The organism is Aquincola agrisoli, assembly GCF_036621135.1.
GTDB classification, from domain to species: Bacteria; Pseudomonadota; Gammaproteobacteria; order Burkholderiales; family Burkholderiaceae_C; genus Aquincola; species Aquincola agrisoli.
On the sequence record NZ_JAZIBG010000023.1, the window covers coordinates 1 to 24,293 of the forward strand.

A 24,293-nucleotide genomic window follows, 5' to 3' on the forward strand; every position below is an offset into this window, starting at 1 on the left:
CGCCCATACACACCCAGCCAGCGAAGCAATCACTGCCACCAGAGAGACCGGCCTCGAAATGCCAACTGCAATGCCAAATGAAAGCAGCACGGGCAGAACATATGCGGCGGCAGCCGTGATCGGCCCGCCAAACACCAAAGCCTCAACCCCAAGCAACAGCGAGCGAAACTTCATGATGCCAACGTTTGAGCTAACCGGACCGTTGCGGTATGTGGCTAAAGGCCCAGAATGAAATGGCGGGCCTTTAGCCGCATGCCGCAACGGGTCCGGTTGAGCGAATGGTTAGGCTTCACTTGCGTGTCTCGGGTTCGATCTTGCGCAGAACGACGTGGATTGTGGAAAGATAGAAATAGAACATCCAGCTAAGCCAAATTCCAGCATCGTAGGCTGTCCGCTGCTTATCGTTGTGATGACGGATGCCAAAGTTGTTGGCAATGTTGAACAAATCCTTTTCGTCGGCACTTGTAAGTAGGCTCTTGACTTGAGGTCTCAGATATTCGAGAACATCTGCAAGGTCGCGCACGGCCTGACGTCTGTCATCGACTGTGGATCCATGCCTGCGATAGCGTAAGGCAGCAGCCGTGACACGCGAAAGGACATTCTGGTCTTTCGCAGGAAGATCGGCTTCGAAAATTGGCTCGAATCCAGCCTCAGGCTTATGAAGAACTTCGCCATCTGATGAAATTTCGAACCGATGCTCGTAGTGGGCAAGAACAGCGTTAACTTTCACCCTGAAGTCGTGTTGTCCCTGAACCTTATTGAAGGTCTCCCAATGCATTCCACACTGATTGTAGGAATGCATGGTTCCATCTATCGGTTTGGAGACGTACTGATGCAGAAACTCTAGAACGTCGAAAAAGTCATCTTCGGTGTAAAACAATGCCTTTTCGTGGATCGGCCACAGACCTGTCTTTCGGATTGTGAGGAGCATCTCCAGTTCAGGATCGCGCACCTTTCCATCCACTTCTCCTGCATCCACGCACGTGTAGCCAAATGACTCATCGAAATATCCGTCAGTTCGCATCTGAATAAAGAGGCGTACGAACAGACCGAGCGTATCCCGTAGCGGCAAACCCTTCAGATTGGGATTCGTGCCTTTGCGAATTGAGTAGAACTGGCGCGGCATGGCGTTCGTGAAGCTTAACGACTTAAGCGGCGGGCCGAAGGCCAGTCCGCTTGAAGGAAGGGTTAGCCGTCTTGAGCGCCGCCCAAAGGTGCTTTGCAATCGCCTCGTAGTTTGAAGCCATCGCCTTCGCTGACTCCGCCTGTTCGATAGGCGATACGAACTGCACCAACGCGATTCTCAGCGCTTCTCGTCGATCCTCATTCGACGGATGTGTCGACGAGGGTGACGTCTGAAAGAGGTCGTCGTTACCTTGCCGAGCAGCATATGCATACCGATCTGCCATGTCTAGCGATACGAAGAAAAGTTCGACGCCGACATATGCCAATGCGGCGTCATAGCCGCTCGCGCGAAGGGTAAGAGCGAGGCCAAGAATGTCGGCTTCGTGCTCTTGGCGATGGGACGAGCTCCAGGCTTCGGAACTAACCGCATTCAGCCCCAAGCCCTTAAGCAGGTCGGACAAGTGCCCTGCATATACATGCCCAATTTCGTGTGCGACGACAAAGAGTTCCATACCCTCACGAAGGATCGTCACAAGCTGAAGGTAGTCTGACTCGAGCGGGTAAGGCTTCGAGTTTGAAGGCGCACCTGTGGACGTGTACGCGGCAAGGAGGTCTTCTAGATGCTCCACAATGTCCGGGGCGCTCTCAAGCCGCCTTTTCACCTCAGGCAGCTCAGTGGAGAAGGAAAGCATTCCTTCTCGGCCAAGGATTGGGAGGCATCTTGCAAACGTTTTGGCAAAGAGGTGGCAATAGAGAAAGAGTTGGGAGTCAAATAGAAGAAATGGTCTGCTCGAACCGGGTAGGGAAACGGCACTCGCGTTGACTCTGCCGGTCGGTATGCACGCGAAGTGAGGGAACTCCTCGGTGCTTAGTCCCAGGTCCCGCGCGGCGGATTTAACCTTCGAGACGAGACCCTCAAGGATGCGAAATTGCAACGGTGAGTCATACCGAGTTGGAAGCTGAACATCTTCCTGCTTCCGAATGCTCTGGCGCACAGAGTCTGAGATCCAGGCCATCTTGTCAGCGGTGGCGTCGATAACAGCCTGCAAGAAAGCAAGATCCTGCTGCGCTAAGTGTTGAGATTCGTCGTGCAAGGTTCCAAACTGCCCCTCCTTGAGGAATTCCTCGAGGCAACCGAAGTCACTGTCGCTATCGGACCGAAACGTTGTGGGCATAGTTTGAGACGGCTAACGTTTGATAACCGGACCGTTGCGGTATGTGGCTAGAGGCCCAGAAAGAAGTGGCAGGCCTTTAGCCGCATGCCGCAATGGGTCCGGTTGAGCGAATGGTTAGGCCGCAACTCACTCGGCGTGCAGTTCAAGTGCTTCGTCATAGAGTGATTTGTACGTTAAATGAAATGCGATCTTTCCAGCGATTTCCTCATTGACTGCAACTTGCGAGAGCGATTGGCCGGGGAAATCCACGTCAGCGATGACTACTTCACCTTGCGCTGGAATGGCGGACCCTTTGCCGGGCAGTCCAAAGGTGTTCAGCTTATAGTTAAACTTCTGCCCAATGACGTACTTCAAAAAGTCAGAGACTTCATCCGTTTGAAGGCCAGGGGGAACGAAACGAATATCATCCTTTGTGAAGTATCGTTCAGTGACTATGGCTGGACCCAGCCCCAAGTTTTTCACTGAATATATGATTCCCGCGCCGGCCAATGAGTTCTTTCTAGCAATGTGCCAAACTAGATGTGGGCGAACGCTCAGTCGGTTGTGGTGGCGGGCGACCCATGCTTGATATGCCGTAGCGACGAATGCAAGCGTAGCCACAGCTACGGAGCATGTTGCAATGATGTCGGAGGCAGTCATCTGTCGGTTGGATTTGCGGCCTAACGTCCGAGTTAACCGGAGCAGTGGGGTATGACGACGTTTGGGGCAGAATGAAATGGAGCCCCAAACGGCGGCATGCCCCACTGCTTCCGGTTGAACGAATGGTTAGGCATCACCGACGGATTGCTGAAAGCCAAGGCTCCTTATCGACCTCAAAGACGCCGCGTGCGTAGGGCAATAGATCTGGCGATGTTCGCGCCTGGCTTCCAACGAGATAAAGCTCCACGTTCTCAGCTTCTACAAGATTCTGGACCGGCTCATGAAAGTCACCATCGCCGGCACAGAGGACTAGTTTGGTCCAGTGACGCTTATTGAAGGATCGAACCATATGAAATGCCAAACCAACGTCGACAGCCTTCTGGCTTACCAGCTCGTACTGGACAGAAGGATCAGCAGGATGCAAGACCGGACCTCCGCCAAGTCGGTCCGGCCAGAATAACTTCTTCTTGCTGAGCCAGTACATTTTCACCCGCAAACCAGGGCCCGCTGGCGGCGGGATCATTAGAAAGTTATTAAATCTCGTAGCGCGCGGTGGATCATCATCGCTATTGAAGTAGTACGCCTCATCAATGGTGTCTGAAAGAGCTTGCTCAATCTGTAGCCTCAGCTTGATGTAGTCAAACTGACCGGGATACGTCTTATAAAGAAAAGAGCCGTCAACGAACCACCCGATACTCATGCTATTACGCTCCTAGCGAAAGGTGCCTGTGATGCCCAACGTTTGACATGAGAGGCGGCGCAAGGGCGTAGCCTTGTGACGTCCTCTCGATGGAAGGGTTAGAGCTCACTGCGCAGATCTTCGAGGCGTTGCGAAGCGCCAAGAAGAATGAACTGACGGATCCCATGTGCCTCTCGCAACCACCGACCATGCCGACCTAAATATTCGATGGGCGACTCATCGGGATTGTTTCTCTCGTCCTGGAAGCCGAAGTTGGAACTGATCTTCGAGATTTGATCAGCCAGCGCATGCTTGGGCAGCATTGACTCCTTATCAGTTGCCGCTGTGCGAAAAAGCGAAACGGCAAAGTCTGACAGGCGATTTGGCTCCCGATCAATGATGGCTGGAGAGTGCCAGCTTATATCCAGGCCGGTCACGGAGTACGCGTAAAAGTGATTGTGATCGGCTACGCGTTCATGCGGTGGTATTGAGACATGCTCTCGTAAGAAGGGAATCGCCGCGAAATGGCTAATCCAGTGTCTCTGGTAAATCGAGTGGCGTATTCGATAGTAAAACGGGTCGAGCAGGAATCTATCCGTAGAGCTATTCAATGCTGAGTGGTAGGCCGTCTTGTCCAGTAGAAGCGGCGCTACGTAGATTGCACGAGACCACGGAGGGCGTTCGTATTCGAACAGGATGTTGTGCTGAAGGTCATGTGCGTTTTTTGCCTTTTCCCTGAGCTGGAAGAAGAGTGTTGGATCTTGTTCGAGATCGTGGCGCGCACGGAACTCGCGAATATCTTCGAGTGGACTTCTGCCTTTCCGAATAGAGGGCTTCACAACGGATGTGGACTTTAGTCCGGCAGACTTCTTGAACTGCATGTAGATCGCTGTTGCCCGGTCGTATAGCCTGTCAGCTCCAGTGCGTTGTTCATCGACATCGAGCAATCGAAAAGGGCTGTCCACCTCCGGTGGTGTGCACCAGCCAAAGAATGAAGCAACGTCGGCTTCAATCTGTCTCTCCGATAGGTTGCCCTTTATGTAGTACTTAGGTACGTCAGCCATACTGATTTTGGTGGGTGAACTCTAACTAGATTTAGACCTCACGATGCTAGGCGCCACATGCGGCCTAAGTCAACGGGCCGCACCCGACGCCACCCTCACGATCTCATCAAAACAGAGGATGGCTGATTCGCATTAGGCCGCCTAAAAATTCGCGGATGCACCCCGCCTCTTCCGCGCTCGAAAACGCCACCCCATCAAGCACCCCAAACGAGCCGAAGCTGCTCGACCAAGTACGCACCCGCATTCGGACGCTGCACTACTCCATTCGCACGGAAGAAGCGTACACAGGCTGGATACGTCGTTTCATCCTCTTTCACAGGAAAAAGCATCCGCGGGATATGGGCGCGGTGGAAGTAGAAAGTTTTCTTTCATCGCTGGCGACACAGAACAACGTTTCCGCCTCTACGCAGAATCAGGCCAAGGCGGCCGTTCTATTTCTCTACAAGGAGGTTCTCAAAATTGATCTTCCATGGCTGGAAGGAATTACGGCCGCGCGCGTTCCGCGACGGCTGCCTGTGGTTTTGACACCGCATGAAAGCCGGGCCATGTTGAACGAGCTCGACGGCACGATGTGGCTCGTCGCTTCCTTGCTCTACGGCACGGGCATGCGCCTGCTCGAAGCGCTGCGCTTGCGCGTGAAGGACATCGAGTTCGATCGCCGCGAAATCGTGGTTCGCGAAGGCAAGGGCAACAAGGATCGCGTAACGGTTTTGCCCGAAAACCTGATCACTGCGCTGCAGCGGCAACTGGAGAAAGCCCATGCGCTGCACGACGCCGACTTGGCACAAGGCCTGGGCGCCGTCTACCTGCCCGATGCGCTGGCGGTGAAGTACCCGAACGCCGCCCGCGCCTGGGGCTGGCAGTACGCGTTCCCCAGCCCCTCACTGTCGAACGATCCACGCAGCGGGCAGCGGCGGCGCCACCACCTGCTGGAACAGTCGGTGCAGCGCGCCGTGTCCATTGCCGCGCGGCGTGCCGGCATCGACAAGCCCTGCACGCCGCATGTGCTGCGCCACAGCTTCGCCACGCACCTGCTGCAGGCCGGCTACGACATCCGCACGGTGCAGGAACTGCTGGGCCACGCCGACGTGTCGACCACCATGATCTACACGCACGTGCTCAACAAAGGCGGCCGCGGCGTGCGCAGCCCGCTCGATCAGCTCTGACGCGCCTCGCCCCCCTCAAGCCACCTGCCGCGAAGCCGCCGCCGCGATCGCCGGGTTGCGCCACTGGCGCATCAGCCCTTCCCATTTGCCGCGCGCCGCCGCCAGGTGCCGCGCCTTCACGTGCCCGTACCCGCGGATCTCTTCCGGGATGCGCGCGATCTCGATCGCCAGCGGCAGCTTTTCCGGCGTCAGCCCGGCCAGCAGTTCTTCCACGCACTGCTGGTACTCGCCGATCAGCGCCCGCTCGGTGCGCCGCTCCTGCGTCCGCCCGAACGGATCGAGCGCCGTGCCGCGCAGGCCCTTCAGCCTGGCCAGCACGCCGAAGGCCTTGTGCATCCACGGACCGAAGGGCCGCTTCACCAGCTCGCCGCGCTCGTTGTGCTTGGCCAACATCGGCGGCGCCAGGTGGTGCACCAGCTTGTAGTCGCCTTCGAACATGCCGTCGATCTTGGCGGCGAAGGCGGCGTCGGTGTGCAGGCGCGCCACCTCGTACTCGTCCTTGTAGGCCATCAGCTTGAACAGGTAGCGCGCCACGGCTTCGGTGAGCCGCGTGCCGGCACCCGCCTGGGCCTCCACCGCCCGCACGCGCTCGACGAACGCCTTGTATTGCTGCGCGTAGGCCTCGTTCTGGTAGCGCACGAGGAAATCGAAGCGCTTGCCGACCAGCTCGTCGATCGACGGCTTCTTGACGAACTGGATCACCTGCGCAGCCTGGAACAGCGCCTGCACCGCGGCCAGGTCGTGGGCGCAGCGCCGGCCCCATTCGAAGGCGGCCTTGTTGTTGTCGACCTGCACGCCGTTCAGCTCGATCGCGCGCATCAGCGCGGCATGGCCCAGCGGGATGCGGCCCTGCTGCCAGGCGTAGCCCAGCATCAGCGGGTTGGTGTAGATCGAATCGCCGACGAGCTGCACCGCGACTTGGTCGGCGTCGAAGGCGCCGAGGTGGCCGGCGCCCACCGCTTCGGCCAGGGCCGTCTCGCAGCGGCCGCCGGGGAACTGCCAGTTCGGATTGCTCACGAAGGCGGCCGTGGGCGCGCCGTGGGTGTTCAGCGCCACGTAGCTGCGGCCCGGCGCCAGCACCGCCATGGTCGCCTTGTTCGCACCGACGATCGGGTCGCAGGCGATCACCAGGTCGGCCTTGGCCGTGTCGACCTTGGTGGTGTAGATCGCATCGGCGCGGTTGGCGATCTGGATGTGGCTCCAGGTCGCGCCGCCCTTCTGCGCCAGGCCCGCCGCGTCCTGCGTGATGACGCCCTTGCCTTCCAGGTGCGCGGCCATGCCGAGCAGCTGGCCGATGGTGATGACGCCCGTGCCGCCGACGCCGGCGACGACGATGCCCCAGGCCTGCTCCGCCAGCGGCAGCGCGGGCTCGGGGATGGGCGGCAGCGCCGACAAGTCACCCTTCTTTTCTTTCTTGGGCTTCTTGAGCTGCCCGCCTTCCACCGTGACGAAGCTCGGACAGAAGCCCTTCAGGCAGGAGTAGTCCTTGTTGCAGGTGTTCTGGTTGATGCGGCGCTTGCGGCCGAACTCCGTCTCCACCGGTTCCACGCTCAGGCAGTTGCTCTGCACCGAGCAGTCGCCGCAGCCCTCGCACACCAAATCGTTGATCACCACCGTCTTGTCGGGCGTGGCCAGCTTGCCGCGCTTGCGGCGGCGGCGCTTCTCGGTGGCGCAGGTCTGGTCGTAGATGATGGCCGTGGTGCCCTTCAACTCGCGGAACTCGCGCTGGATGCGGTCGAGCTCGTCGCGGTGGTGCACCGTCACGCCGGGCAGCAGGCTCACGCCGTCGTACTTCTGCGGCTCGTCGGTCACGATCACGGTCTTGGCCACGCCCTCGGCGTCCAGGCTCTTCATGATCTGCAGCACCGAGTGGCCTTCGGGCCGCTCGCCCACCTGCTGGCCGCCGGTCATCGCCACCGCGTCGTTGTAGAGCACCTTGTAGGTGATGTTCACGCCCGAGGCGATGCTCTGGCGGATGGCCAGCAACCCGCTGTGGAAGTAGGTGCCGTCGCCCAGGTTGGCGAACACGTGCGCGTCGGTGGTGAAGGGCGCCTGCCCCGTCCAAGCCACGCCTTCGCCGCCCATCTGGCTGAAGGTGACGGTGCTGCGGTCCATCCAGGTGGCCATGTAGTGGCAGCCGATGCCGGCCAGCGCGCGCGAGCCTTCGGGCACGCGGGTGCTGGTGTTGTGCGGGCAGCCGGAGCAGAACCACGGCGCGCGGTCGCCGGTGGGCGTGCCGCTGTTCACCACCAGCAGCGTGCGCTCGGCGGCGTCGATGGCGGCCAGCCGCGCATCCATGCGCGCGGCGACGTCGTCCGGCACGCCCAGCTTCTTCAGCCGCTTGGCGATCGCCTTGGCGATGAGGGCGGGCGTGAGGTCGGCCTTGGCGCGCAGCAGCCAGTTCTCGCTCGGGTTGGGCATGGCCCATTCGCCGCCGGTGAGGTCGCCCTCGGGCTCGTCGAACTTGCCCAGCACGTTGGGCCGCACGTCGGCGCGCCAGTTGTAGAGCTCTTCCTTCAGCTGGTATTCGATGACCTGGCGCTTCTCCTCGACGACCAGGATCTCCTGCAGGCCCTGCGCGAAGTCGCGCGTGATGGTGGCTTCCAGCGGCCACACCACGTTGACCTTGTGCAGCCGCACGCCCAGCGCGCGGCAGGTGTCGTCGTCCAGGCCCAGGTCGGCCAGCGCCTGGCGGGTGTCGTTGAAGGCCTTGCCGCTGGCGATGAGGCCGAAGCGGTCCTGCGGGCCGGCGATCACGTTGTAGTTGAGCTGGTTGGCGCGGATGTACGCGAGCGCCGCGTACCACTTGTAGTCCATCAGCCGCGCTTCCTGCTCCAGCGGCGCGTCGGGCCAGCGGATGTGCAGGCCGCCGGGCGGCATCACGAAGTCTTCCGGCAGCACGATGTTCACCCGGTCGGGGTCGACCGACACCGAGGCCGACGACTCCACCACCTCCTGGATCGTCTTCATGCCCGACCACACGCCCGAGAAGCGGCTCATCGCGAAGGCATGCAGGCCCATGTCGAGGATGTCCTGCACGCTCGACGGGAAGAACACCGGCAGCCCGCAGGCCTTGAAGATGTGGTCGCTCTGGTGCGGCGCGGTGCTGCTCTTGCTGATGTGGTCGTCGCCCGCGATGGCGATCACGCCGCCGTGCTGGGCCGTGCCGGCCATGTTGGCGTGCTTGAAGACGTCGGAGCAACGGTCCACGCCCGGGCCCTTGCCGTACCAGATGCCGAAAACGCCGTCGAACTTCCTGCTCTGCGGGAACAGGTCGAGCTGCTGCGTGCCCCACACCGCGGTGGCGCCCAGTTCCTCGTTCACGCCGGGCTGGAACACGATGTTCTGCGCCTTCAGGTGCTCGCGCGCGGCCCACAGCGCCTGGTCGTAGCCGCCGAGCGGCGAGCCGCGGTAGCCGCTGATGAAGCCCGCGGTGTTGAGGCCGGCCGCCGCATCCCGCGTGCGCTGCAGCATCGGCAGCCGCACCAGCGCCTGCACGCCGCTCATGAAGGCCCGGCCGGTGGCCAGCGCGTACTTGTCGTCGAGGCTGACCGTCTCGAGCGCGCGGCGGATGGCTTCGGGCAGGGGTGCGTTCATGCGGCGGTACTCCGGTGGCGATGGCTTGGAACGGCAGGCGGCCCGGGCTCGTGGCCCAGGGCGCCGGGGTTGCAGGCAGTGTAGATTTCACGGTCTGCGAAGTGTTTGCGTTGTTTGCCGATGTGAGCCTTGTTTGAGCAACAATCTTTCTTCAATAAAGCTTTGATGCAAACGATGCCATCGCGATCCGTCAAATCAGGGAAAACCCCATCCACCCCGGCGGACGAAGACCCCCACGGCAGCGAGCTCGATCGCTACGACGTCGCGATCCTCGACGAGCTGCAGCGCGACGCACGCCTGTCCAACGCGGAGCTGGCCGCGCGCATCGGCCTGTCGGCGGCGCCCACCTGGCGGCGCGTCAAGTGGTTGGAGGAGCAGGGCTTCATCACCGGCTACCGGGCCGAGATTGACCGCCGCCGCATCGGCCTCGGCGTGTTCGCGTTCGTGCGGGTGGATGCCGAGCGCAGCACCGGCTCCGCCACCAAGGTGCTCGAGGCCGCGCTGCGCGGCCTGCCGGAGGTGATCGGCTGCCACTACATCAGCGGCGCGGGCACCTTCGAGCTGCAGGTGATGGCCACCGACCTCGACGCCTTCTCGCGCTTCGCGACCGAGACACTGCTCAACCTGCCCAACGTGAAGGACATCCACACGAGCTTCTCGCTCGGCGAGGTGAAGTCCGGCGCCGCGCTGCCGCTGGCGCACCTGCACAAGAAGAAGTAGCCCATGGCCACGGACAGCCCCCGCCCGGCGCCTCCCCGCGCTAGCGCCCCCGCCCCCGCCAGCGCGCGTGCGCTGCCGCTGCTGCACCTGCTCCTGGCCGTGGCGATCGTCGCGGTGTGGGGCACCAATTTCGTGGTCATCAAGATCGCGCTGGCGAAGCTGCCGCCGCTGCTGCTGGCCACGCTGCGCTTCGTGTTCGCAGTGCTGCCGGCCATCTTCTTCCTGCCGCGGCCTGCCGTGCGCTGGCGGCTGCTGGCGGCCTACGGCGTGCTGGTGGGCGCCGGGCAGTTCGGCCTGATGATGGTGGCGATGCGCGCCGACATCACGCCCGGCCTGGCTTCGCTGGTGGTGCAGACGCAGGTGTTCTTCACCATCGCGCTGTCGATGCTGCTGCACCGCGAGCGGCTGAACGTGCTGCAGGCGCTGGCCCTGGCGCTGGCAGCCGGCGGGCTGGTCGTCATCGCCACCCATACCGACGCACAGACCACCGCAGCGGGACTGGCCATGGTGCTGGCCGCCGCGCTGTGCTGGGCCAGCGGCAACCTGGTGGCCAAGGCCGCGGGGCCGGTGAACATGCTGGCCTTCGTGGTGTGGGCCAGCCTGTTCTCGGTGCCGCCGCTGCTGCTCACGTCGCTGCTGCTCGAAGGCCCCGCGCTGATGCGCCACAGCCTGGCGAACGCCGACGCGGTGACCTGGGCCGCGGTGGTGTGGCAGTCGGTCGGCAACACGCTCTTCGGCTACGTCTGCTGGGCGTGGCTGCTGGCCCGGCACCCGGCGGCCGCCGTCTCGCCGATGGCGCTGCTGGTGCCGGTCTTCGGCATGGGCACCTCGGCGCTGGTGCTGGGCGAGCCGCTGCAGCCGTGGAAGCTGGGCGCAGCCGCGCTGGTGCTGGGCGGGCTCGCGCTCAACGTGCTGGGGCCGAGATGGGTGCGCCGCGCACGCTGAAGGCGCGCCGTTGCGGGCGGCCTGACGCCGAGCTGACAGACCTGCACCGCGCCGGGGCGGCATAGCATTTGCATCACTTTTGGTGCGGCGATGGGCCGCGCACTCTTTTCGGGAGCGCACCGCCATGAACGACTACACGATCCAACTCGTCAAGGAGAGTTTCGACCTCGTGGAACCGATGGCCCCGCAGGCGGCCGCGCTCTTCCATGAGCACCTGTCGCAGATGCACCCGACGCTGCAGTCGCTGCTGGAAGGCCATGCCGACGTGCAGGGCGAGAAGCTGCTGCAGGCGGTGGGCGAGACGATCCGCCAGCTCTGGGAGCCCGGGACGCTCGAGCCCGTGGTGCATGGCCTGGGGCAGCGCCATGCTGGCCTCTTCGGCCTGCGCGACGAGGACTACGACGCCGTGGGCGGCGCCCTGCTGAAGACCCTGGAGCAGGGCCTGGGCCCGGCCTTCGACGACGAGACGCGCGCCGCCTGGGTCGACGTCTACGCCGCGATGACCGGCGCGCTCAAGCAGGTGGCCGCCGACCACGCGGCGCGCTGAAGCCGGCGGCGCCGGCTCACCGCGGCGCCAGCACCCACATCCGCAGGCGCTGCTTCATGCGGCCCGCCTGCTGCTCGGCCATCTCGCCGGGGCCCCAGAAATAGTCGGCCCGCACCGCGCCGACGATGGCGCTGCCGGTGTCCTGCGCCATCACGAGCCGCCGCAGCGGCGTGCTGGACAGCGGCTCGGTGGTGTCCAGCCACACCGGCGTGCCGTAGGGCACGCTGCGCGGATCGACGGCGATCGAGCGCTCCGGCGTCAGCGGCACGCCCTGCGCGCCGCGCGGGCCGGCCGTGGGGTCGGGCAGCGGCTCCTCGCGGAAGAAGACGGTGCGCGGGTTGCTCCACAGCATCTCGTTGACGCGCCGCGGGTTGCGCCGCGCCCATTCGCGGATCGCCGGCCACGAGGCGGCGTCGGCGCGCAGCTCGCCCTGGTCGATCAGCCAGCGGCCGACCGACTTGTAGGGCTGGTCGTTGTGCCCCGCGAAGGCCACGCGCACCACCTGCTGGCGGCCGTCGGGCTCGGTGATGCGCAGCCGGCCCGAGCCCTGGATCTGCAGCACCAGCGCGTCGAGCGGGTCGGCCACGTAGGCGATCTCGCGCCCGCGGAGCGCCGCCTGCGCGACGGGCAGCGTGTCGATCTGCTGCCGCGTCCAGTACGGCTTGCGCTGCGCCAGGTCGGCCGGCGACATGTGCAGCGGGATGCGGAAGCCGCCGCGGGGCTGGCGGCTCGCCTCGACCAGCGGCTCGAAATAGCCGGTGATGAGGCCCTCGGGCTCGGGCCGGTCGAGCGGCTCGACGCGGTAGGGCTGCAGGCGCTGCACGAACCAGGCGCGCACCGCGGTGTCGTCGGGCACGGGCGCGGCCAGCAGCGCCTCGGCGCACAGCCGGCTCCAGCCGGGCGCCGGGCGCTCGCAGCCGCGCACGAAGGCCGCCCAGGCCTCGGCCGTGCGGTCGGCCTCCCAGTCGGGCAGGTCCGTCCAGGCCGCGGGGATCCAGCGGGCGCCGGCACGCTCGACCACGCCGGCGGGCAAGCGCTCGCCCGGCGGCGGCGGCGGCACGCTGCCCGCGGGCTCCTGCAAGGGCGGCGTGGAGCAGGCCGCCAGCACGGCGCACACGCCGGCCGCCAGGCCGCGGCGCATCGTTCGGTAAGCTCGCAGCATGTGGTTGATTCTGTTGGAAGCGCTGGGCGCGCTGGTGCTGTTGATCTTCATCGTCTGGTGGACCATGTTCTCCGGCCGCCGGCGCGGCGAGCGCCGGCACGACGCCGACGAGCCGCCGGCCCCCTGACCCCCTGCGCTGCCGTGCGCCTTCACCGCGGCGGCAGGAAGAAGCTCAGCGGCTGCGACAGCAGCCGGCGGCGGATGGCCGCATAGATGTGCTTGCGCTCGCGCACCCGGATGCCGCGCGAGCGCATGGCCACCTTGAACGCAAGCCAGAAGCTGACGGTCAGGTTGAGCACGCCGGTCACCGCGATGCCGGCCACGCACCACCAGAAGGGCGCGCTGCGCAGGATGCCGAAGCCTTCGGCCCCCACCGCCGCGGCGAGCTGGCCGGTCGACAGCGTCACGTGCCGCACCTCGATCGGCAGGCCGAAGAACGCGAACACCACCGGCAACACGCCGAGCATGAAGCCGAGCGACACGTTGGCCGCGAGGCCGGAGATGTTGGCGCGCCACCAGGCGGCCCAGCGCTGCGCCCGCGCCGCGCCCAGCCGCGCGACGATGCGCGGGTTCCAGGCGATGGCGCCGTCGAGCCGGTGGAAGACGAACCAGTTCTCGGTCCAGCCGGCGATCAGCGAGCTGGCGAAGAGCAGCACGCCGGTGAAGGCGGCGTAGAGCGCCGTCGGCCCGAGCAGCGTCAGCGAGTGCAGCACGTACTCGGCCTCGCGCGGCCCGACCAGCGGCTCGCCAAACGCCGCGCGCCACGCCAGCTGCACGCCCAGCACCAGCGGCGCGCAGAGCGCCAGGTTGCCGATGATGCCGGCGGCCTGCGAACGGATGAGCTGCGCCACCTGGTCGACGAAGGCCTCGACGGCGGCGGCATCGTCGGCCTCGCCCCGGGTGCGGGCGGCGTCGCGCACCTCGCTCAGCTTGGAGGCCATGGCCGGCGCCGTCATCGCGGGCTGCTTGGTCGCCACCGTCCAGTGCAGCAGCATGATCAGCACGAAGCTGGCCGCGTAGTTGACGCCGGCCCAGAAACCGCCCCAGAACGCCGAGAGCCCCAGCGCGGCAACGCCGAACTTGACGTAGGTCGTGCCGGCGATCACCAGGCCGCCGCCGGCCGCGCGGTGCAGCATGTTGCGGTACTGCTCGCGGGAGCGGGTGATGTAGTGCTCGCCGGTCTCCGCGCTGCGCTCGGCCACCTGCCGCGCGAGCTGCGAGTAGTGGCGGGCCATCAGGTTGCGCACGCCGCGCCGCCGGCCCGCCACCTGCACGAGCGTGGCGACGAGGTGCCGCACGTCGCGCGCCGGCGCCTCGGCCAGCACGCAGCCCAGCAGCTGCTCGACGCGGCGGCAGCGTTCGTGCAGCTGGTCGATCTCGAACACGATGTCGACCGAGACGCCGTATTCCTCCAGGTGGTCGACGATGCTGTCGGTGGCGCGGCGGCAGGTGTCGAGCAGCGCGCGCAGGTAGCGGGCGGCCTGCAGCGCGGCCTCGCGCTCGCCGGCCAGCACCGCCTCGCGCACGCGCTCGGCCGCCAGCGGCAGCTGGCGGAACGGCTCCGACACCAGCAGCGCCCGGCTCATGCGCTGGCGCAGCGGCGGCGAAAAGCCGGCCGCCTGCACGGCGCTGACGAGGATGGTGGTGGCGTCCAGCAGCGTCTGGCGCCAGTGGCCGGCGGGCAGCGCACCGGCGTCGGCCGGGTCGTGCGCCGGCATGGCGAGCGCCGCGACACGCGCCAGCAGCGCGTCGTCGAGCTGCTCGATCCACGCCGCGTCGCCGCCAACGAACAGCAGCGGGAAGAGGCTCGCCAGGTCGCCGGTGGCCGGCGAGCCGGGCAGCAGCTCGGCGCGCACCCGCTGCCACAGCTCGCTGCGCAGCGCCATGCGGTGCGAGAAGCCGAAGTCCGCCAGCAGCGCGACCGCGTCGATCTCGCGCCAGAACGACTGCAGCATGCCCTGCACGGCCGCCTTGTGCTCGGGGCTCTGGTCGAGCACGCGCAGCAGGTGGCGCAGCCGCAGCAGCGGCATCGGCGTCGTGCGCTCGGCCGTGCCGGCGACTTCGCGGCGCGTCGGCGCGTGGCGCAGCCACTCCATCAGGCGCACGAGCCACATGTGGCGCTCGGCCTGGCCGGCGCGCGCGTCCGCCGCGTTGAGCAGCGCCGTCAGGTCCCAGGCGATCGTGGGTTTGGCAGCCGACACGCTGTGCCGCCCGCCGTCAATGCAGTTGCTGCGGCTGGGCCAGCATGAACTCGGGCACCTCCACCTCGAACGGGTGGGCCTGCTCGGTCATGCAGAAGAAAGTGCCGCGCATGGTGCCCTGCGCGGTCGGGATGCGGGTCCAGCTCGTGTACTCGAAGCTCTGGCCCGGCGCCAGCAGCGGCTGCTTGCCGACGACGGCCAGCCCGCGCACCTCCTCCACGTGGCCGGAGGCATCGGTGATCACCCAATGCCGCGCGATGAGCTGCGCGGCGATGTCGCCGCTGTTGGTGATGTGGATCGTGTAGGCGAACGCGTGGTGGCCGTCCTGCGATTGCTCGGGCAGGTATTGCAGACGCACGGTGCAGCGGAACTCGGGGTGGGCCATCGCCGCCATTTTAGGAGCCCCCCGTCTTCAAGGGGTGCCGCACCACTAATGCACACCCCACCGCCCGTTCACGGGGCACCCCACCCTCAAGAGGGAAGCGCGTCGCTACGATTAACTTGCAGTTACTTACAAGGCACGCCCCGAGCGTCACCGCATGCCCCGCAGTCCGTTGTTCCGCACCGCCCGTGCCTGGCTTCCCCCGTTGGCCTTCGCGGCGGCGTGCACGCTCTGCACCCCGGCGCTGGCGGTCGCCGATCCGAAGGCCGCCCGCTACTACGAAGACGCGCTGTCGCGCTACGAGAAGCAGGACGTCAAGGGCGCGATCATCCAGCTGAAGAACGCGCTGCAGATCGACAAGAACCTGCTGCAGGTGCACGTGCTGCTCGGCAAGTCGCTGCTCGCCAACGGCGAGGCGGCCACGGCCGAGGTGGCCTTCCTCGACTCCCTGCGCCTGGGGGTCAGCCGCGCCGAGGTGATCGTGCCGCTGGCCGAATCGCTGATCGCGCAGGGCAAGCAGCCCGAGCTGCTGCGCCATCCGCGCTTCGCGCCCACCGGCCTGCCGGTCGAGGTGCAGGCGCCGCTGCTGCTGCTGCGCTCCGCCGCCGCCTCCGACATGGGCGAGGCCGACGAGGCGCTGAAGGCCGTGCAGCAGGCGCGCCTGCTGCTGCCCCAGTCGGCGGACAGCTGGCTGGCCGAGGTGCCGATCCGCTTGCGCACGCGGCAGCTGGCGGAGGCGACGATCGCCGTCGAGCGCGCGCTCGCCCTGGCGCCGAAGTCCGCCGAGGCCTGGTACCAGAAGGGCTCGATCGTCCATCTGCAAGGCGACCTGCGCGGCGCACTGGCGGCCTACGGCCAGGCGCTGCAGCTCGCGCCCCAGCACGTCGAGGCCCGCGTGATCCGCGCCGGCCTCTACCTCGACCTGCGCCAGGACGCCGAGGCCCGCGCCGACGTGGCCGAACTGCAGCGCCTGTCGCCACGCGAGCCGCGCGGCGCGTACATGCGGGCGCTGCTGGCCGAACGCAGCGGCGACCTTCCCGCCGCCCAGCTGGCGCTGCGGCAGGTCACGGACCTCATCGACCCCGTGCCGCTCGACTACATCCGCTACCGGCCGCAGGTACTGATGCTCAACGGCCTGGCGCACTTCGGCCTGAACGAGCGGGCCAAGGCCAAGCCCTACCTGGAGCTCTTCCAGCGCATGCACGGGGCCAGCGCGGTCTCCAAGCTGCTGGCGCAGATCTACCTCGACGAGGCCAACACCGACCGCGCCATCGTGCTGCTGGAGACACAGCTCAAGGCCACGCCCGGCGACGGCCAGGCGCTGACCCTGCTGGCCGCCACGCTGATGGCGCGCGGCCAGCACGCACGCGCGGCAGACCTCATGCAGGAAGCCCTGGCGACGCGCGACGCCCCCGAGTTCCGCACGGCGCTGGGCCTCAGCCTGATCGGCAGCGGCCAGTCGGCCAGCGCGATGGCCGAACTGGAGGCCGCGCTGCAGAAGGACCCGCACCAGACGCAGGCCGCGGTGTCGCTGGTCGGGCTTTACCTGCTCAAGGGGCAGTCCGGCAAGGCGCTGGCGCTCGCCGAAGGGCTGGTGCAGCAACAGCCCGCCAGCGCCGGCTTCCAGAACCTGCTCGGCACCGCGCGCCAGCGCAGCGGCGATGCCGCGGGCGCCCGCAAGGCCTATGAACAGGCGCTGCGCCTCGACCAGCGGCTGCAGCCGCCGCAGCTCAACCTGGCGCGGCTCGATGCCGCCGAGGGCCAGTTCGATGCCGCGGCGAAGCGGCTGGCCGCGCTGATCGGCCGCGAAGAGAAGAACGTCGACGCGATGCTCGAGATGGCCACCCTGTCCGAGCGCCGCGGCCAGCCCGTGGAAGTGCGGCGCTGGCTCGAGAAGGCGGCGGCCGCCACCGACGGCCGCGACGTGCGCCCCGGCTTGTCGCTGGTCCACCTCCACCTCCAGGCGGGCCAGCCGGAGGCGGCGCTCGAGCCGCTGCGCCGCCTGCACGCCAAGGCGCCGCAGAACCTGGCCGTGCTGCTGGCCGATGCCCGCGTGCGCCTGCTGCTCGCCGACCCGGTGGCGGCCCGCAACACGCTGGCCACGGCCACGCGCATCGCCAACTACGACGCCCCCGTGCAGGTGGAGATCGCCAACCTGCAGATGGCCGCCGGCAACCCGGAGGGCGCCGACTACAGCCTGCAGAAGGCCTTGTCGAACCAGCCCGACCACCTTCCCGCGCTCGCCCTGCAGGCGGACCTGGCGCTGCGCCGCGGCGACATCCCGGCGGCCGACGCTGCGGCGCGCCGCATCATCCAGAAAGCGCCGCGCCGCGCGGTCGGCCACAGCCTGCTCGCCGATGTGGCGATGGCCCGCCAGCAGCCGGCCGCCGCCATCGAGCAGTACCGGCGCGCCCACCAGGTCGAGCCGTCCACCGAGACGGCGATCCGCCTGTTCAGCGCGCTGGGCAGCCAGCCCGACGGCGCCCGCACCGCCCTGCCCACGTTGGAGCAATGGGTCAAGGCCCAGCCGAAGGACCGGACGGCGCTGCGGGCCCTGGCCGACGGGCAGGCGCGCGCCGGCCAGTTCGCCGCGGCCCGCGCCAGCTACGAAGCGCTGCTCAAGCTGGCGCCTGCCGATGCACGTGCACTCAACAACCTCGCCAACGTGCTGCTCAAGCTGAAGGACCCGTCGGCGCTGCAGGTGGCCGAGCGCGCGCTGGCGGCCAGCCCGACCGACGCGGACGTGATCGACACCGCGGGCTGGGCCGCCTTCCAGGCCGGCCAGACCGACCGCGCGCTGCAACTGCTGCGCGACGCACGCCTGCGCGCACCCGACAACCCCGACATCCGCGTGCACCTGGCGACGGTGCTGGCCCAGATCGGCCGCCGCGACGAGGCCCGGGCCGAGATCGACGCCGTGCTGCGCAGCAGCGTGGCCTTCGACGGCGCAGCGCAGGCGCAGGCGCTGCGGCGCACATTGAACTGATCCAGGCGTCGGTCCGCTTTACACCTGCGTCGATCCGACACCGCCAAAAACCCGTAAACCGTTGTCACGCCAGTAAAAAACCAAACGGCACACAACTTGCAATCAGCGTTACCAAACATCACAGGGGCCTTGCCATGATCACCACCAAGCATCTGCTGACTGCCGCCGTCGCCCTGGGCGCGGCGTGCCTCGCGCCGGCCTCGTTCGCGGCCATGACCTGGGGCTTCCAGCAGCCTGGTGTGTGCAGCCAGAACAGCAGCAACGCCAACAACTACGGCAACAGCTGGGCGTGCGGCGGCGGCAACCCGGCCTTGACCGTCAGCGGCTACTCCGTCGGCACCAGCAGCGGCAGCACCTTCGCCACCGCCTTCGTCGACGACAACGGCGGCTACGGCTTCGGCGTGAAGTCGCGCACCGAAGGCCTCACGGTGACCTCGCCGCAGCATGCGATGGACAACAACACCGGCACCGACGTGATGCTGCTGAGCTTCTCCAGCAGCGTGATCCTGCGGCAGCTGACGCTCGGCTACTTCAGCAACGACTCCGACATCACGCTGCTGCGCTACACCGGCAGCACCAACCCGCTCGCGGCCGGCGACCTCACCGGCCTGCGGGTGGGCGAGCTGATCACCAACGGCTGGTCGCTGGTGGGCAACTACAACGACATCGGCAAGACCACGACGAACGTCAACGCCGCCGGGGCCAGCTCGAGCTGGTGGCTGCTGGCCGCCTACAACTCGACGCTCGCCGGCAGTTCGGCCAGCGCCAACGGCAAGACCGCCGATTCGCTCTCCGACTACGTGAAGGTGCTGAGCGTCGTCGCCGACGCCGTTACGCCGCCCACCACCGGCCGGGTCTCGGAGCCGGGCTCGCTGGCCCTCGCCGGCATGGCGCTGCTGGGTGTGTTCGCCACCCGGCGCCGCCCCGGCAAGGCCGCCTGACGCCGCCCCCGGCGCGCACCGCCCGACGAAGAGCCGGCCCCCGGGCCGGCTTTTTCATGCCCGGACGGCCGGCGGCGGAAGTGCCGTAAGACAATGCCGCGATGCCCACCCACCGCATTGCCCCCAGCATTCTTTCGGCCGATTTCGCCCGCCTGGGCGAAGAGGTCCGCCACGTCATCGCCGCCGGCGCCGACTGGATCCACTTCGACGTGATGGACAACCATTACGTCCCCAACCTGACCTTCGGACCGATGGTGTGCCAGGCGCTGCGCAAGCACGCCGCGCAGGCCGACGGCACGCCGGTGCCGATCGACGTGCACCTGATGGTGGAGCCGGTCGACGCCTTGGCCCAGGCCTTCGCCAAGGCCGGCGCCGACCTCATCAGCTTCCACCCCGAGGCCAGCGCGCACGTGGACCGCACCCTGCAGCTCATCCGCGCCGAGAAGTGCCATGCCGGACTGGTCTTCAACCCCGGCACGCCGCTGGACGTGCTGGAGTGGGTGATCGACAAGGTCGACCTCATCCTGATCATGAGCGTGAACCCCGGCTTCGGCGGGCAGAGCTTCATCGACAGCGCGTTGCGCAAGGTCGAGCAGGCCCGCAAGCTGATCGACGCCTCCGGCCGCGAGATCCGCCTGGAGGTGGACGGCGGCATCAAGGTCGACAACATCCGCCGCGTGGCCGATGCGGGCGCGGACACCTTCGTGGCCGGCAGCGCAATCTTCGGCCAGCCAGACTACAAGGCGGTGATCGACGCGATGCGGGCCGAGCTGGCCTGACCGGCAGGCCCGCCGCGCGTTCTCAGCGCACCTTCGGCGGGTCGGACGCCGGCGACGAGGCCGCGGAGGCCGCCGACGGCACGGCCGCGGGGCCCACGGTGCGCGTCACCGTCTCCTTGTAGACGCCGCCCGACTTCACGCTCCCGCTCTGCAGCCCCTCTCCGCGCACCCGGCTGCGGCAGTCCGCCTGGTCGGCAGCGGGCAGCGCGTCGCAGCGCTTCATCGCATTGGCGTCGTAGCGCCCGGCCTGGCCGTCGTCGAGGGTGCCCCGGCGGCGCTCGTCCTGGGCCGCGCCGGCCTCGCGCAGGCAGGTCGCGCGGTCCTGGTGGGAACGGCCGTCCACGCAGGCGGCCCGCTCCTGCTCGGACAGCGCCCGGGCCTTGCCGCCGGACGCCGGCTCGGCGGCCCAGGCGGCGGTCGACACGCAGGCGGCCAGCACGCAGGCCGCTGCAAGAGAGGTGGGGGCCGGGAAAGACATCATCGATCCAGTCGGGTGAAGAACACCTCACAAGCCTAGGCGGCCCGCCGCGCCGGCTGCGCCAGCCGGGGGCGCATGCGCATGCCTCGCAAACGCCGATGGCGCCGTAGGACATCGCCGGCCGGCCCGGGGTCGGTCGGTTATGGTCGTCGCCTATGCCTTCCCTCGATCCCCGCACGCTGCAAGCCGCCATCGTCGACCTCGACGGCACGATGGTGGACACGCTCGGCGACTTCGTCGTCGCCCTCCACCGCATGCTGGCCGACCTGGCGCTGCCGCCGGTCGACCGCGCCTTCGTCGAGCGCACCATCGGCAAGGGCTCGGAGCACCTGCTGCGCCAGACGCTGGCCCATGCCGGGGGCCGCCCGGAGCAGTTCGACGCGGCGTGGGCCCGCTACCAGGCCCACTACCTCGCGATCAACGGCGAGCATGCCACCGTGTTCCCCGGTGTCGCCGAGGGGCTGCAGCGCCTGCGCGAGGCCGGGCTGCGGCTGGCCTGCCTGACCAACAAGCCGCTCGCCTTCGCCCGCCCGCTGCTGGCGGCCAAGGGCCTCGACGGCTACTTCGGCGCGGTGTTCGGGGGCGACAGCTTCGAGCGCAAGAAGCCCGACCCGCTGCCGCTGCTGAAGACTTGCGAGGTGCTCGGCACCCCGCCCGCGCGCACGCTGATGCTGGGCGACTCCGCCAACGACGCGCAGGCGGCCCGCGCCGCCGGCTGCCCGGTGGTGCTGGTGACCTACGGCTACAACCACGGCGAACCGGTGCGCGGCGTCGATGCCGACGGCTTCGTCGACCGCCTCGACCAGCTGCCCCTCGCCCGCTGACCGCGTGCGCACGGCCCTGCATTTCGACCTCACCGACCTGCGCCTGATGCTGCGCGTGGCCGAGTGCAACAGCCTCACGCGCGGTGCCGAGGCCGTGCACCTGTCGGTGCCCGCCGCGAGCACGCGCATCAAGCACCTGGAGGAGAGCGTCGGCGCCAAGCTCCTGCTGCGCACGAGCCAGGGCGTGACGCTCACGCCCCCCGGCCAGGCGCTGGTGCACCATGCCCGCGTGGTGCTCGCGCAGATCGAGCACCTGCGCGACGACCTGCAGGAATACGCCGAGGGCATCAAGGGCCACCTGCGCATCTACGCCAACACCACGGCGCTCGGCGAATACCTGCCACCCGTGCTGCACCGCTACCTGCAGGCCCACCCGGACGTCAGCGTCGACCTGCGCGAGCGGCTGAGCCACGACATCGTGCGCGCCGTGACCGAGGGGCAGACCGACATCGGCATCGTGGCCGGCAACGTCCGCACCGAGAACCTGCAGACCCGCCCGTACCGCAGCGACCGCCTCGTGCTGGTGGTGCCGGCCGGCCACCCACTGGCCGGCGAGGCGAGCGTGGACTTCGCGGACAGCCTGGCGCTGCCCCACGTCGGGCTGACGGAGGCAAGCGCCCTGCACGGGTTCCTGCGGCAGATCTGCGACGGACTGCAGCGCTCGCTGCGCCTGCGCATCGAGGTCGGCAACTTCGAGGCCGCATGCCGGATGATCGAAGCCGGCATCGGCGTGGGCGTGCTGCCCGATTCCGCGGCACGCCGGCATGCCCACACGATGGCCATCGTGCGGGTGCCGCTGCGCGACGCGTGGGCGTTGCGGGAGCTGCAGGTCTGCGTCCGCAACCTCGAGACGCTGCCGCCCTTCGCGCGCGACCTGGTCGCGCTGCTCGACGAGGACGCACGCGGCGCGGCGCCCGCCTAGCCGGGACATGCTCCTACGCGCAGCCGGCGCACGGTCCGATCGCCCCGTCCACCCTGGCGACGTACAACTGGAACAGCTCGGTACGCCGGGCGATTTCTTTTGCACCCAGACAGGAGACGGCCATGAATCCCAGCTATGCCTACGAATCCGGCGACGTCATTTCCTCGGACCGCGTCGAAGGCACCACCGTGTACAACGAGGCCGGCGAAAAACTCGGCTCGATCGACGACCTGATGATCGACAAGCGCAGCGGCCAGGTGCGGTATGCCGTGCTCGAGTTCGGCGGCTTCCTCGGCATCGGCACCGACCGCTATCCGCTGCCGTGGAGCGTGCTGAAGTACGACACCACGAAGGACGGCTACGTGGTGCCCATCAGCAAGAGCCAGCTCGAAGGCGCGCCGAAGTACACCGAAACGGACGTGCCCGTGTACGACCCGGACTACGGCCGCCGCGTCAACAGCTACTACGGCGTGACCTGGCTGCCTTGATCGGCCCTCGGCGCTGAGCGCCGGCTCAGCGCCGCACGGCAGCGGCCATCGCGCCGGCCCGGTCCGCCGGCACGAACAGGTACCAGCGCGCGGTCATGGCGCGAGCAGGCGCGGCACCAGAGGTGCGTCGGCCAGCGACCAGATCGCCGCGATCACGCCGCGCATCTCGGCTTCGGTGGCGCCGCCGCCATACGCGGCCAGGCGCACGGCCTTGTCCTCCAGCTCGGGACGGCTGAGCGTGTTGCCCGGGTCGCCCTTGGGTTCGTCGACGCGGGCCGACAACCGGCGGCCGTCGACCGTCTCGACCTCGACTTGGCCGATCCAGCGCGCGGGGTAGGCGGCGTCGACCTCGGGATCGAGCTGCATCCGCACCTTGTCGCGGAACGCCACCACCGGCGCGGCACGGTAGTGCGCGTCGAACTCGGCGAGGCCGGCGTGGCCGTGCACCGCGATGAGGCCCAGCACCGTGCCCATCGAGAACTTGGCCTGGTGCACCGTCTGCGGATCGATCACCGGCCCGAGCACGTCGATCGCGCTCTGGTGCACCCGCGCCGTCACGCGGGCAATGTCGCCGGCGGCCAGCCGGTGCGCGTGCATCACGCGCTGCAGCGCATCGGCCGCCGGATGCGTGTGGCGGCAGGACGCATGGAACTTGAACGAGGTCTCGGCCAGCGCCCAGCGGGTGCCCAGGCCGTCGGTCAGGCGGGACGGGTCGCTGTCGCTCGACATGCCGGCCGCCATGCCCTGCGGGCCGTCGAGGATGTGGCGTGCGCCGGTGAAGCCGTCGGCCGCGAGGTAGGCGGCGGTGAGGCCGGTGCCGGCGGCATGCGCGGTGTGCAGCTGCTTGGAGTCGGCCGCGTCGCGCAGGAACTCCCACAGGCCTGCCGCCTGCGTGCCGGCCGAGCCGAAGGCATGCCGCATCTGCGCCGCATCGAGCCCGAGCAGCCGCCCCACGGCCGCGGCCGCGGCGATCGACCCCGCGGTGCCGGTGGTGTGGAAGGTGCGGTAGTGCGAACGGCCCAGGAACTCGCCGACGCGGATGCCGACGTCGTAGCCCGCGACCACGGCGGTGAGCAGCGCCGCCCCGCTGCGGCCCAGCGCCTGCGCCACTGCCAGCGCCGGCGGGAACACGACGGTGGCGGGGTGGAAGACCGAGCCGTTGTGCACGTCGTCCTGTTCCGCGAAGTGCGAGGCCGCCGCATTGGCCATCGCGGCCGCCAGCGGGCTGGACAGGGTGCGGTGCACCAGCACCTCGCTCGGCCCGTCGGACGGGCCCATCTGCGTATGGAAGCGCACCAGGCTCTCGACCGGACGCGCGCCCTTGCCGGCCAGCGTGGAGCCGAACCAGTCGAGCATCAGGTCTTCGGCGCGGCGCAGCACTGGCGCGGGAATGGCATCGAACGCCAGGCCGGCGGCAAACGCGGCGAGTATGCCGGTGGGGTCGGCACCAGCGGACGTCATGGGAGGTTCTCC

General features: G+C 67.6%; 22 protein-coding genes. 11 read left to right on the forward strand and 11 right to left on the reverse strand.

Annotated features, from left to right (window positions below):
• Nucleotides 1-289: 289 nt before the first annotated feature.
• The 5 genes from V4F39_RS09720 to V4F39_RS09740 all read right to left on the reverse strand — a co-directional run bounded on the left by V4F39_RS09720 (nucleotide 290) and on the right by V4F39_RS09740 (nucleotide 4,682).
• Entirely contained in the window at nucleotides 290-1,126 is an 837-nt protein-coding gene (locus tag V4F39_RS09720; protein WP_332289147.1) for a hypothetical protein, read from the reverse strand.
• 22 nt (nucleotides 1,127-1,148) lie between these two features.
• The gene (locus tag V4F39_RS09725; protein ID WP_332289148.1) at nucleotides 1,149-1,817 is read right to left on the reverse strand and encodes a M48 family metalloprotease; all 669 of its coding nucleotides are present in this window, start codon (nucleotides 1,815-1,817) and stop codon (nucleotides 1,149-1,151) included.
• A gap of 609 nt (nucleotides 1,818-2,426) precedes the next feature.
• Nucleotides 2,427-2,939 carry a hypothetical protein gene (locus V4F39_RS09730; RefSeq protein WP_332289149.1) on the reverse strand — a complete coding sequence of 171 codons (513 nt, stop codon included), beginning with the start codon at nucleotides 2,937-2,939 and terminating at the stop codon, nucleotides 2,427-2,429.
• Between the two features lie 133 nt (nucleotides 2,940-3,072).
• Entirely contained in the window at nucleotides 3,073-3,639 is a 567-nt protein-coding gene (locus V4F39_RS09735) for an NYN domain-containing protein (RefSeq protein ID WP_332289150.1), read from the reverse strand.
• A 98-nt stretch (nucleotides 3,640-3,737) separates the two neighbouring features.
• Entirely contained in the window at nucleotides 3,738-4,682 is a 945-nt protein-coding gene (locus tag V4F39_RS09740; protein WP_332289151.1) for a hypothetical protein, read from the reverse strand.
• Between the two features lie 155 nt (nucleotides 4,683-4,837).
• Here V4F39_RS09740 and V4F39_RS09745 point away from each other — a divergent pair, with 155 nt between their 5' ends.
• Nucleotides 4,838-5,848: an integron integrase gene (locus V4F39_RS09745; RefSeq protein WP_332289152.1), complete on the forward strand. Its 1,011-nt coding sequence runs from the start codon at nucleotides 4,838-4,840 to the stop codon at nucleotides 5,846-5,848.
• A gap of 15 nt (nucleotides 5,849-5,863) precedes the next feature.
• Here V4F39_RS09745 and V4F39_RS09750 read toward each other — a convergent pair whose 3' ends face one another.
• On the reverse strand, nucleotides 5,864-9,445 hold the full coding sequence (locus tag V4F39_RS09750) for an indolepyruvate ferredoxin oxidoreductase family protein (protein ID WP_332289153.1): 3,582 nt from the start codon (nucleotides 9,443-9,445) through the stop codon (nucleotides 5,864-5,866).
• Between the two features lie 174 nt (nucleotides 9,446-9,619).
• Between V4F39_RS09750 and V4F39_RS09755 the strand changes: the two genes are divergently transcribed.
• From V4F39_RS09755 to V4F39_RS09765, 3 genes are all read left to right on the forward strand, one after another.
• Complete coding sequence (locus V4F39_RS09755; RefSeq protein ID WP_332289154.1) at nucleotides 9,620-10,165, forward strand: Lrp/AsnC family transcriptional regulator; 546 nt, start codon at nucleotides 9,620-9,622, stop codon at nucleotides 10,163-10,165.
• A 72-nt stretch (nucleotides 10,166-10,237) separates the two neighbouring features.
• The gene (locus V4F39_RS09760; protein WP_332289224.1) at nucleotides 10,238-11,110 is read left to right on the forward strand and encodes an EamA family transporter; all 873 of its coding nucleotides are present in this window, start codon (nucleotides 10,238-10,240) and stop codon (nucleotides 11,108-11,110) included.
• A 124-nt stretch (nucleotides 11,111-11,234) separates the two neighbouring features.
• Nucleotides 11,235-11,657, forward strand: a complete 423-nt coding sequence (locus tag V4F39_RS09765; RefSeq protein ID WP_332289155.1) for a globin domain-containing protein — start codon at nucleotides 11,235-11,237, stop codon at nucleotides 11,655-11,657.
• 16 nt (nucleotides 11,658-11,673) lie between these two features.
• Here the strand turns inward: V4F39_RS09765 and mltA are convergent, their stop codons facing one another.
• Entirely contained in the window at nucleotides 11,674-12,819 is a 1,146-nt protein-coding gene (gene mltA, locus V4F39_RS09770; RefSeq protein ID WP_332289156.1) for a murein transglycosylase A, read from the reverse strand.
• Here mltA and V4F39_RS09775 point away from each other — a divergent pair.
• Nucleotides 12,818-12,946 carry a flagellar basal body-associated FliL family protein gene (locus V4F39_RS09775; protein ID WP_332289157.1) on the forward strand — a complete coding sequence of 43 codons (129 nt, stop codon included), beginning with the start codon at nucleotides 12,818-12,820 and terminating at the stop codon, nucleotides 12,944-12,946. The genes mltA and V4F39_RS09775 overlap by 2 nt on opposite strands.
• A 22-nt stretch (nucleotides 12,947-12,968) precedes the next feature.
• Here V4F39_RS09775 and V4F39_RS09780 read toward each other — a convergent pair whose 3' ends face one another.
• Together V4F39_RS09780 and apaG are read right to left on the reverse strand one after the other, a co-directional pair.
• On the reverse strand, nucleotides 12,969-15,020 hold the full coding sequence (locus tag V4F39_RS09780) for a site-specific recombinase (RefSeq protein WP_332289158.1): 2,052 nt from the start codon (nucleotides 15,018-15,020) through the stop codon (nucleotides 12,969-12,971).
• A 16-nt stretch (nucleotides 15,021-15,036) separates the two neighbouring features.
• Nucleotides 15,037-15,405, reverse strand: a complete 369-nt coding sequence (gene apaG / locus V4F39_RS09785) for a Co2+/Mg2+ efflux protein ApaG (protein ID WP_332289159.1) — start codon at nucleotides 15,403-15,405, stop codon at nucleotides 15,037-15,039.
• 154 nt (nucleotides 15,406-15,559) lie between these two features.
• Here apaG and prsT point away from each other — a divergent pair, with 154 nt between their 5' ends.
• From prsT to rpe, 3 genes are all read left to right on the forward strand, one after another.
• The gene (prsT, locus tag V4F39_RS09790; protein ID WP_332289160.1) at nucleotides 15,560-18,388 is read left to right on the forward strand and encodes an XrtA/PEP-CTERM system TPR-repeat protein PrsT; all 2,829 of its coding nucleotides are present in this window, start codon (nucleotides 15,560-15,562) and stop codon (nucleotides 18,386-18,388) included.
• Nucleotides 18,389-18,522: 134 nt separating this feature from the next.
• Nucleotides 18,523-19,329, forward strand: coding sequence for an exosortase-dependent surface protein XDP1 (gene xdp1 / locus V4F39_RS09795; RefSeq protein WP_332289161.1), 807 nt, complete (start codon nucleotides 18,523-18,525; stop codon nucleotides 19,327-19,329).
• 101 nt (nucleotides 19,330-19,430) lie between these two features.
• A complete protein-coding gene (gene rpe / locus V4F39_RS09800; protein ID WP_332289162.1) occupies nucleotides 19,431-20,108 on the forward strand; it encodes a ribulose-phosphate 3-epimerase in 678 nt (225 codons plus the stop codon).
• Nucleotides 20,109-20,130: 22 nt separating this feature from the next.
• Here rpe and V4F39_RS09805 read toward each other — a convergent pair whose 3' ends face one another.
• The gene (locus V4F39_RS09805; protein WP_332289163.1) at nucleotides 20,131-20,586 is read right to left on the reverse strand and encodes a hypothetical protein; all 456 of its coding nucleotides are present in this window, start codon (nucleotides 20,584-20,586) and stop codon (nucleotides 20,131-20,133) included.
• 155 nt (nucleotides 20,587-20,741) lie between these two features.
• Between V4F39_RS09805 and gph the strand changes: the two genes are divergently transcribed.
• From gph to V4F39_RS09820, 3 genes are all read left to right on the forward strand, one after another.
• Nucleotides 20,742-21,410, forward strand: a complete 669-nt coding sequence (gene gph, locus V4F39_RS09810) for a phosphoglycolate phosphatase (RefSeq protein ID WP_332289165.1) — start codon at nucleotides 20,742-20,744, stop codon at nucleotides 21,408-21,410.
• A gap of 16 nt (nucleotides 21,411-21,426) precedes the next feature.
• Complete coding sequence (locus V4F39_RS09815) at nucleotides 21,427-22,332, forward strand: LysR substrate-binding domain-containing protein (protein WP_332289225.1); 906 nt, start codon at nucleotides 21,427-21,429, stop codon at nucleotides 22,330-22,332.
• Between the two features lie 122 nt (nucleotides 22,333-22,454).
• Nucleotides 22,455-22,820: a PRC-barrel domain-containing protein gene (locus V4F39_RS09820; RefSeq protein ID WP_332289167.1), complete on the forward strand. Its 366-nt coding sequence runs from the start codon at nucleotides 22,455-22,457 to the stop codon at nucleotides 22,818-22,820.
• A gap of 93 nt (nucleotides 22,821-22,913) precedes the next feature.
• Here V4F39_RS09820 and V4F39_RS09825 read toward each other — a convergent pair whose 3' ends face one another.
• Nucleotides 22,914-24,281, reverse strand: a complete 1,368-nt coding sequence (locus tag V4F39_RS09825) for an MmgE/PrpD family protein (RefSeq protein WP_332289168.1) — start codon at nucleotides 24,279-24,281, stop codon at nucleotides 22,914-22,916.
• Nucleotides 24,282-24,293 lie beyond the last annotated feature (12 nt).

What these genes read in the sequence shown, in the direction of transcription:
- prsT (WP_332289160.1), top strand. Translation starts at nt 15,560, where the DNA reads ATGCCCCGCAGTCCGTTGTTCCGCACCGCCCGTGCCTGGCTTCCCCCG.
- V4F39_RS09730 (WP_332289149.1), bottom strand. Translation starts at nt 2,939, where the DNA reads ATGACTGCCTCCGACATCATTGCAACATGCTCCGTAGCTGTGGCTACG.
- rpe (WP_332289162.1), top strand. Translation starts at nt 19,431, where the DNA reads ATGCCCACCCACCGCATTGCCCCCAGCATTCTTTCGGCCGATTTCGCC.
- V4F39_RS09765 (WP_332289155.1), top strand. Translation starts at nt 11,235, where the DNA reads ATGAACGACTACACGATCCAACTCGTCAAGGAGAGTTTCGACCTCGTG.
- V4F39_RS09775 (WP_332289157.1), top strand. Translation starts at nt 12,818, where the DNA reads ATGTGGTTGATTCTGTTGGAAGCGCTGGGCGCGCTGGTGCTGTTGATC.
- V4F39_RS09820 (WP_332289167.1), top strand. Translation starts at nt 22,455, where the DNA reads ATGAATCCCAGCTATGCCTACGAATCCGGCGACGTCATTTCCTCGGAC.
- V4F39_RS09720 (WP_332289147.1), bottom strand. Translation starts at nt 1,126, where the DNA reads ATGCCGCGCCAGTTCTACTCAATTCGCAAAGGCACGAATCCCAATCTG.
- V4F39_RS09740 (WP_332289151.1), bottom strand. Translation starts at nt 4,682, where the DNA reads ATGGCTGACGTACCTAAGTACTACATAAAGGGCAACCTATCGGAGAGA.
- V4F39_RS09750 (WP_332289153.1), bottom strand. Translation starts at nt 9,445, where the DNA reads ATGAACGCACCCCTGCCCGAAGCCATCCGCCGCGCGCTCGAGACGGTC.
- V4F39_RS09725 (WP_332289148.1), bottom strand. Translation starts at nt 1,817, where the DNA reads ATGCTTTCCTTCTCCACTGAGCTGCCTGAGGTGAAAAGGCGGCTTGAG.
- V4F39_RS09735 (WP_332289150.1), bottom strand. Translation starts at nt 3,639, where the DNA reads ATGAGTATCGGGTGGTTCGTTGACGGCTCTTTTCTTTATAAGACGTAT.
- gph (WP_332289165.1), top strand. Translation starts at nt 20,742, where the DNA reads ATGCCTTCCCTCGATCCCCGCACGCTGCAAGCCGCCATCGTCGACCTC.
- V4F39_RS09755 (WP_332289154.1), top strand. Translation starts at nt 9,620, where the DNA reads ATGCCATCGCGATCCGTCAAATCAGGGAAAACCCCATCCACCCCGGCG.
- apaG (WP_332289159.1), bottom strand. Translation starts at nt 15,405, where the DNA reads ATGGCCCACCCCGAGTTCCGCTGCACCGTGCGTCTGCAATACCTGCCC.
- V4F39_RS09805 (WP_332289163.1), bottom strand. Translation starts at nt 20,586, where the DNA reads ATGTCTTTCCCGGCCCCCACCTCTCTTGCAGCGGCCTGCGTGCTGGCC.
- xdp1 (WP_332289161.1), top strand. Translation starts at nt 18,523, where the DNA reads ATGATCACCACCAAGCATCTGCTGACTGCCGCCGTCGCCCTGGGCGCG.
- V4F39_RS09745 (WP_332289152.1), top strand. Translation starts at nt 4,838, where the DNA reads ATGCACCCCGCCTCTTCCGCGCTCGAAAACGCCACCCCATCAAGCACC.
- V4F39_RS09825 (WP_332289168.1), bottom strand. Translation starts at nt 24,281, where the DNA reads ATGACGTCCGCTGGTGCCGACCCCACCGGCATACTCGCCGCGTTTGCC.
- mltA (WP_332289156.1), bottom strand. Translation starts at nt 12,819, where the DNA reads ATGCTGCGAGCTTACCGAACGATGCGCCGCGGCCTGGCGGCCGGCGTG.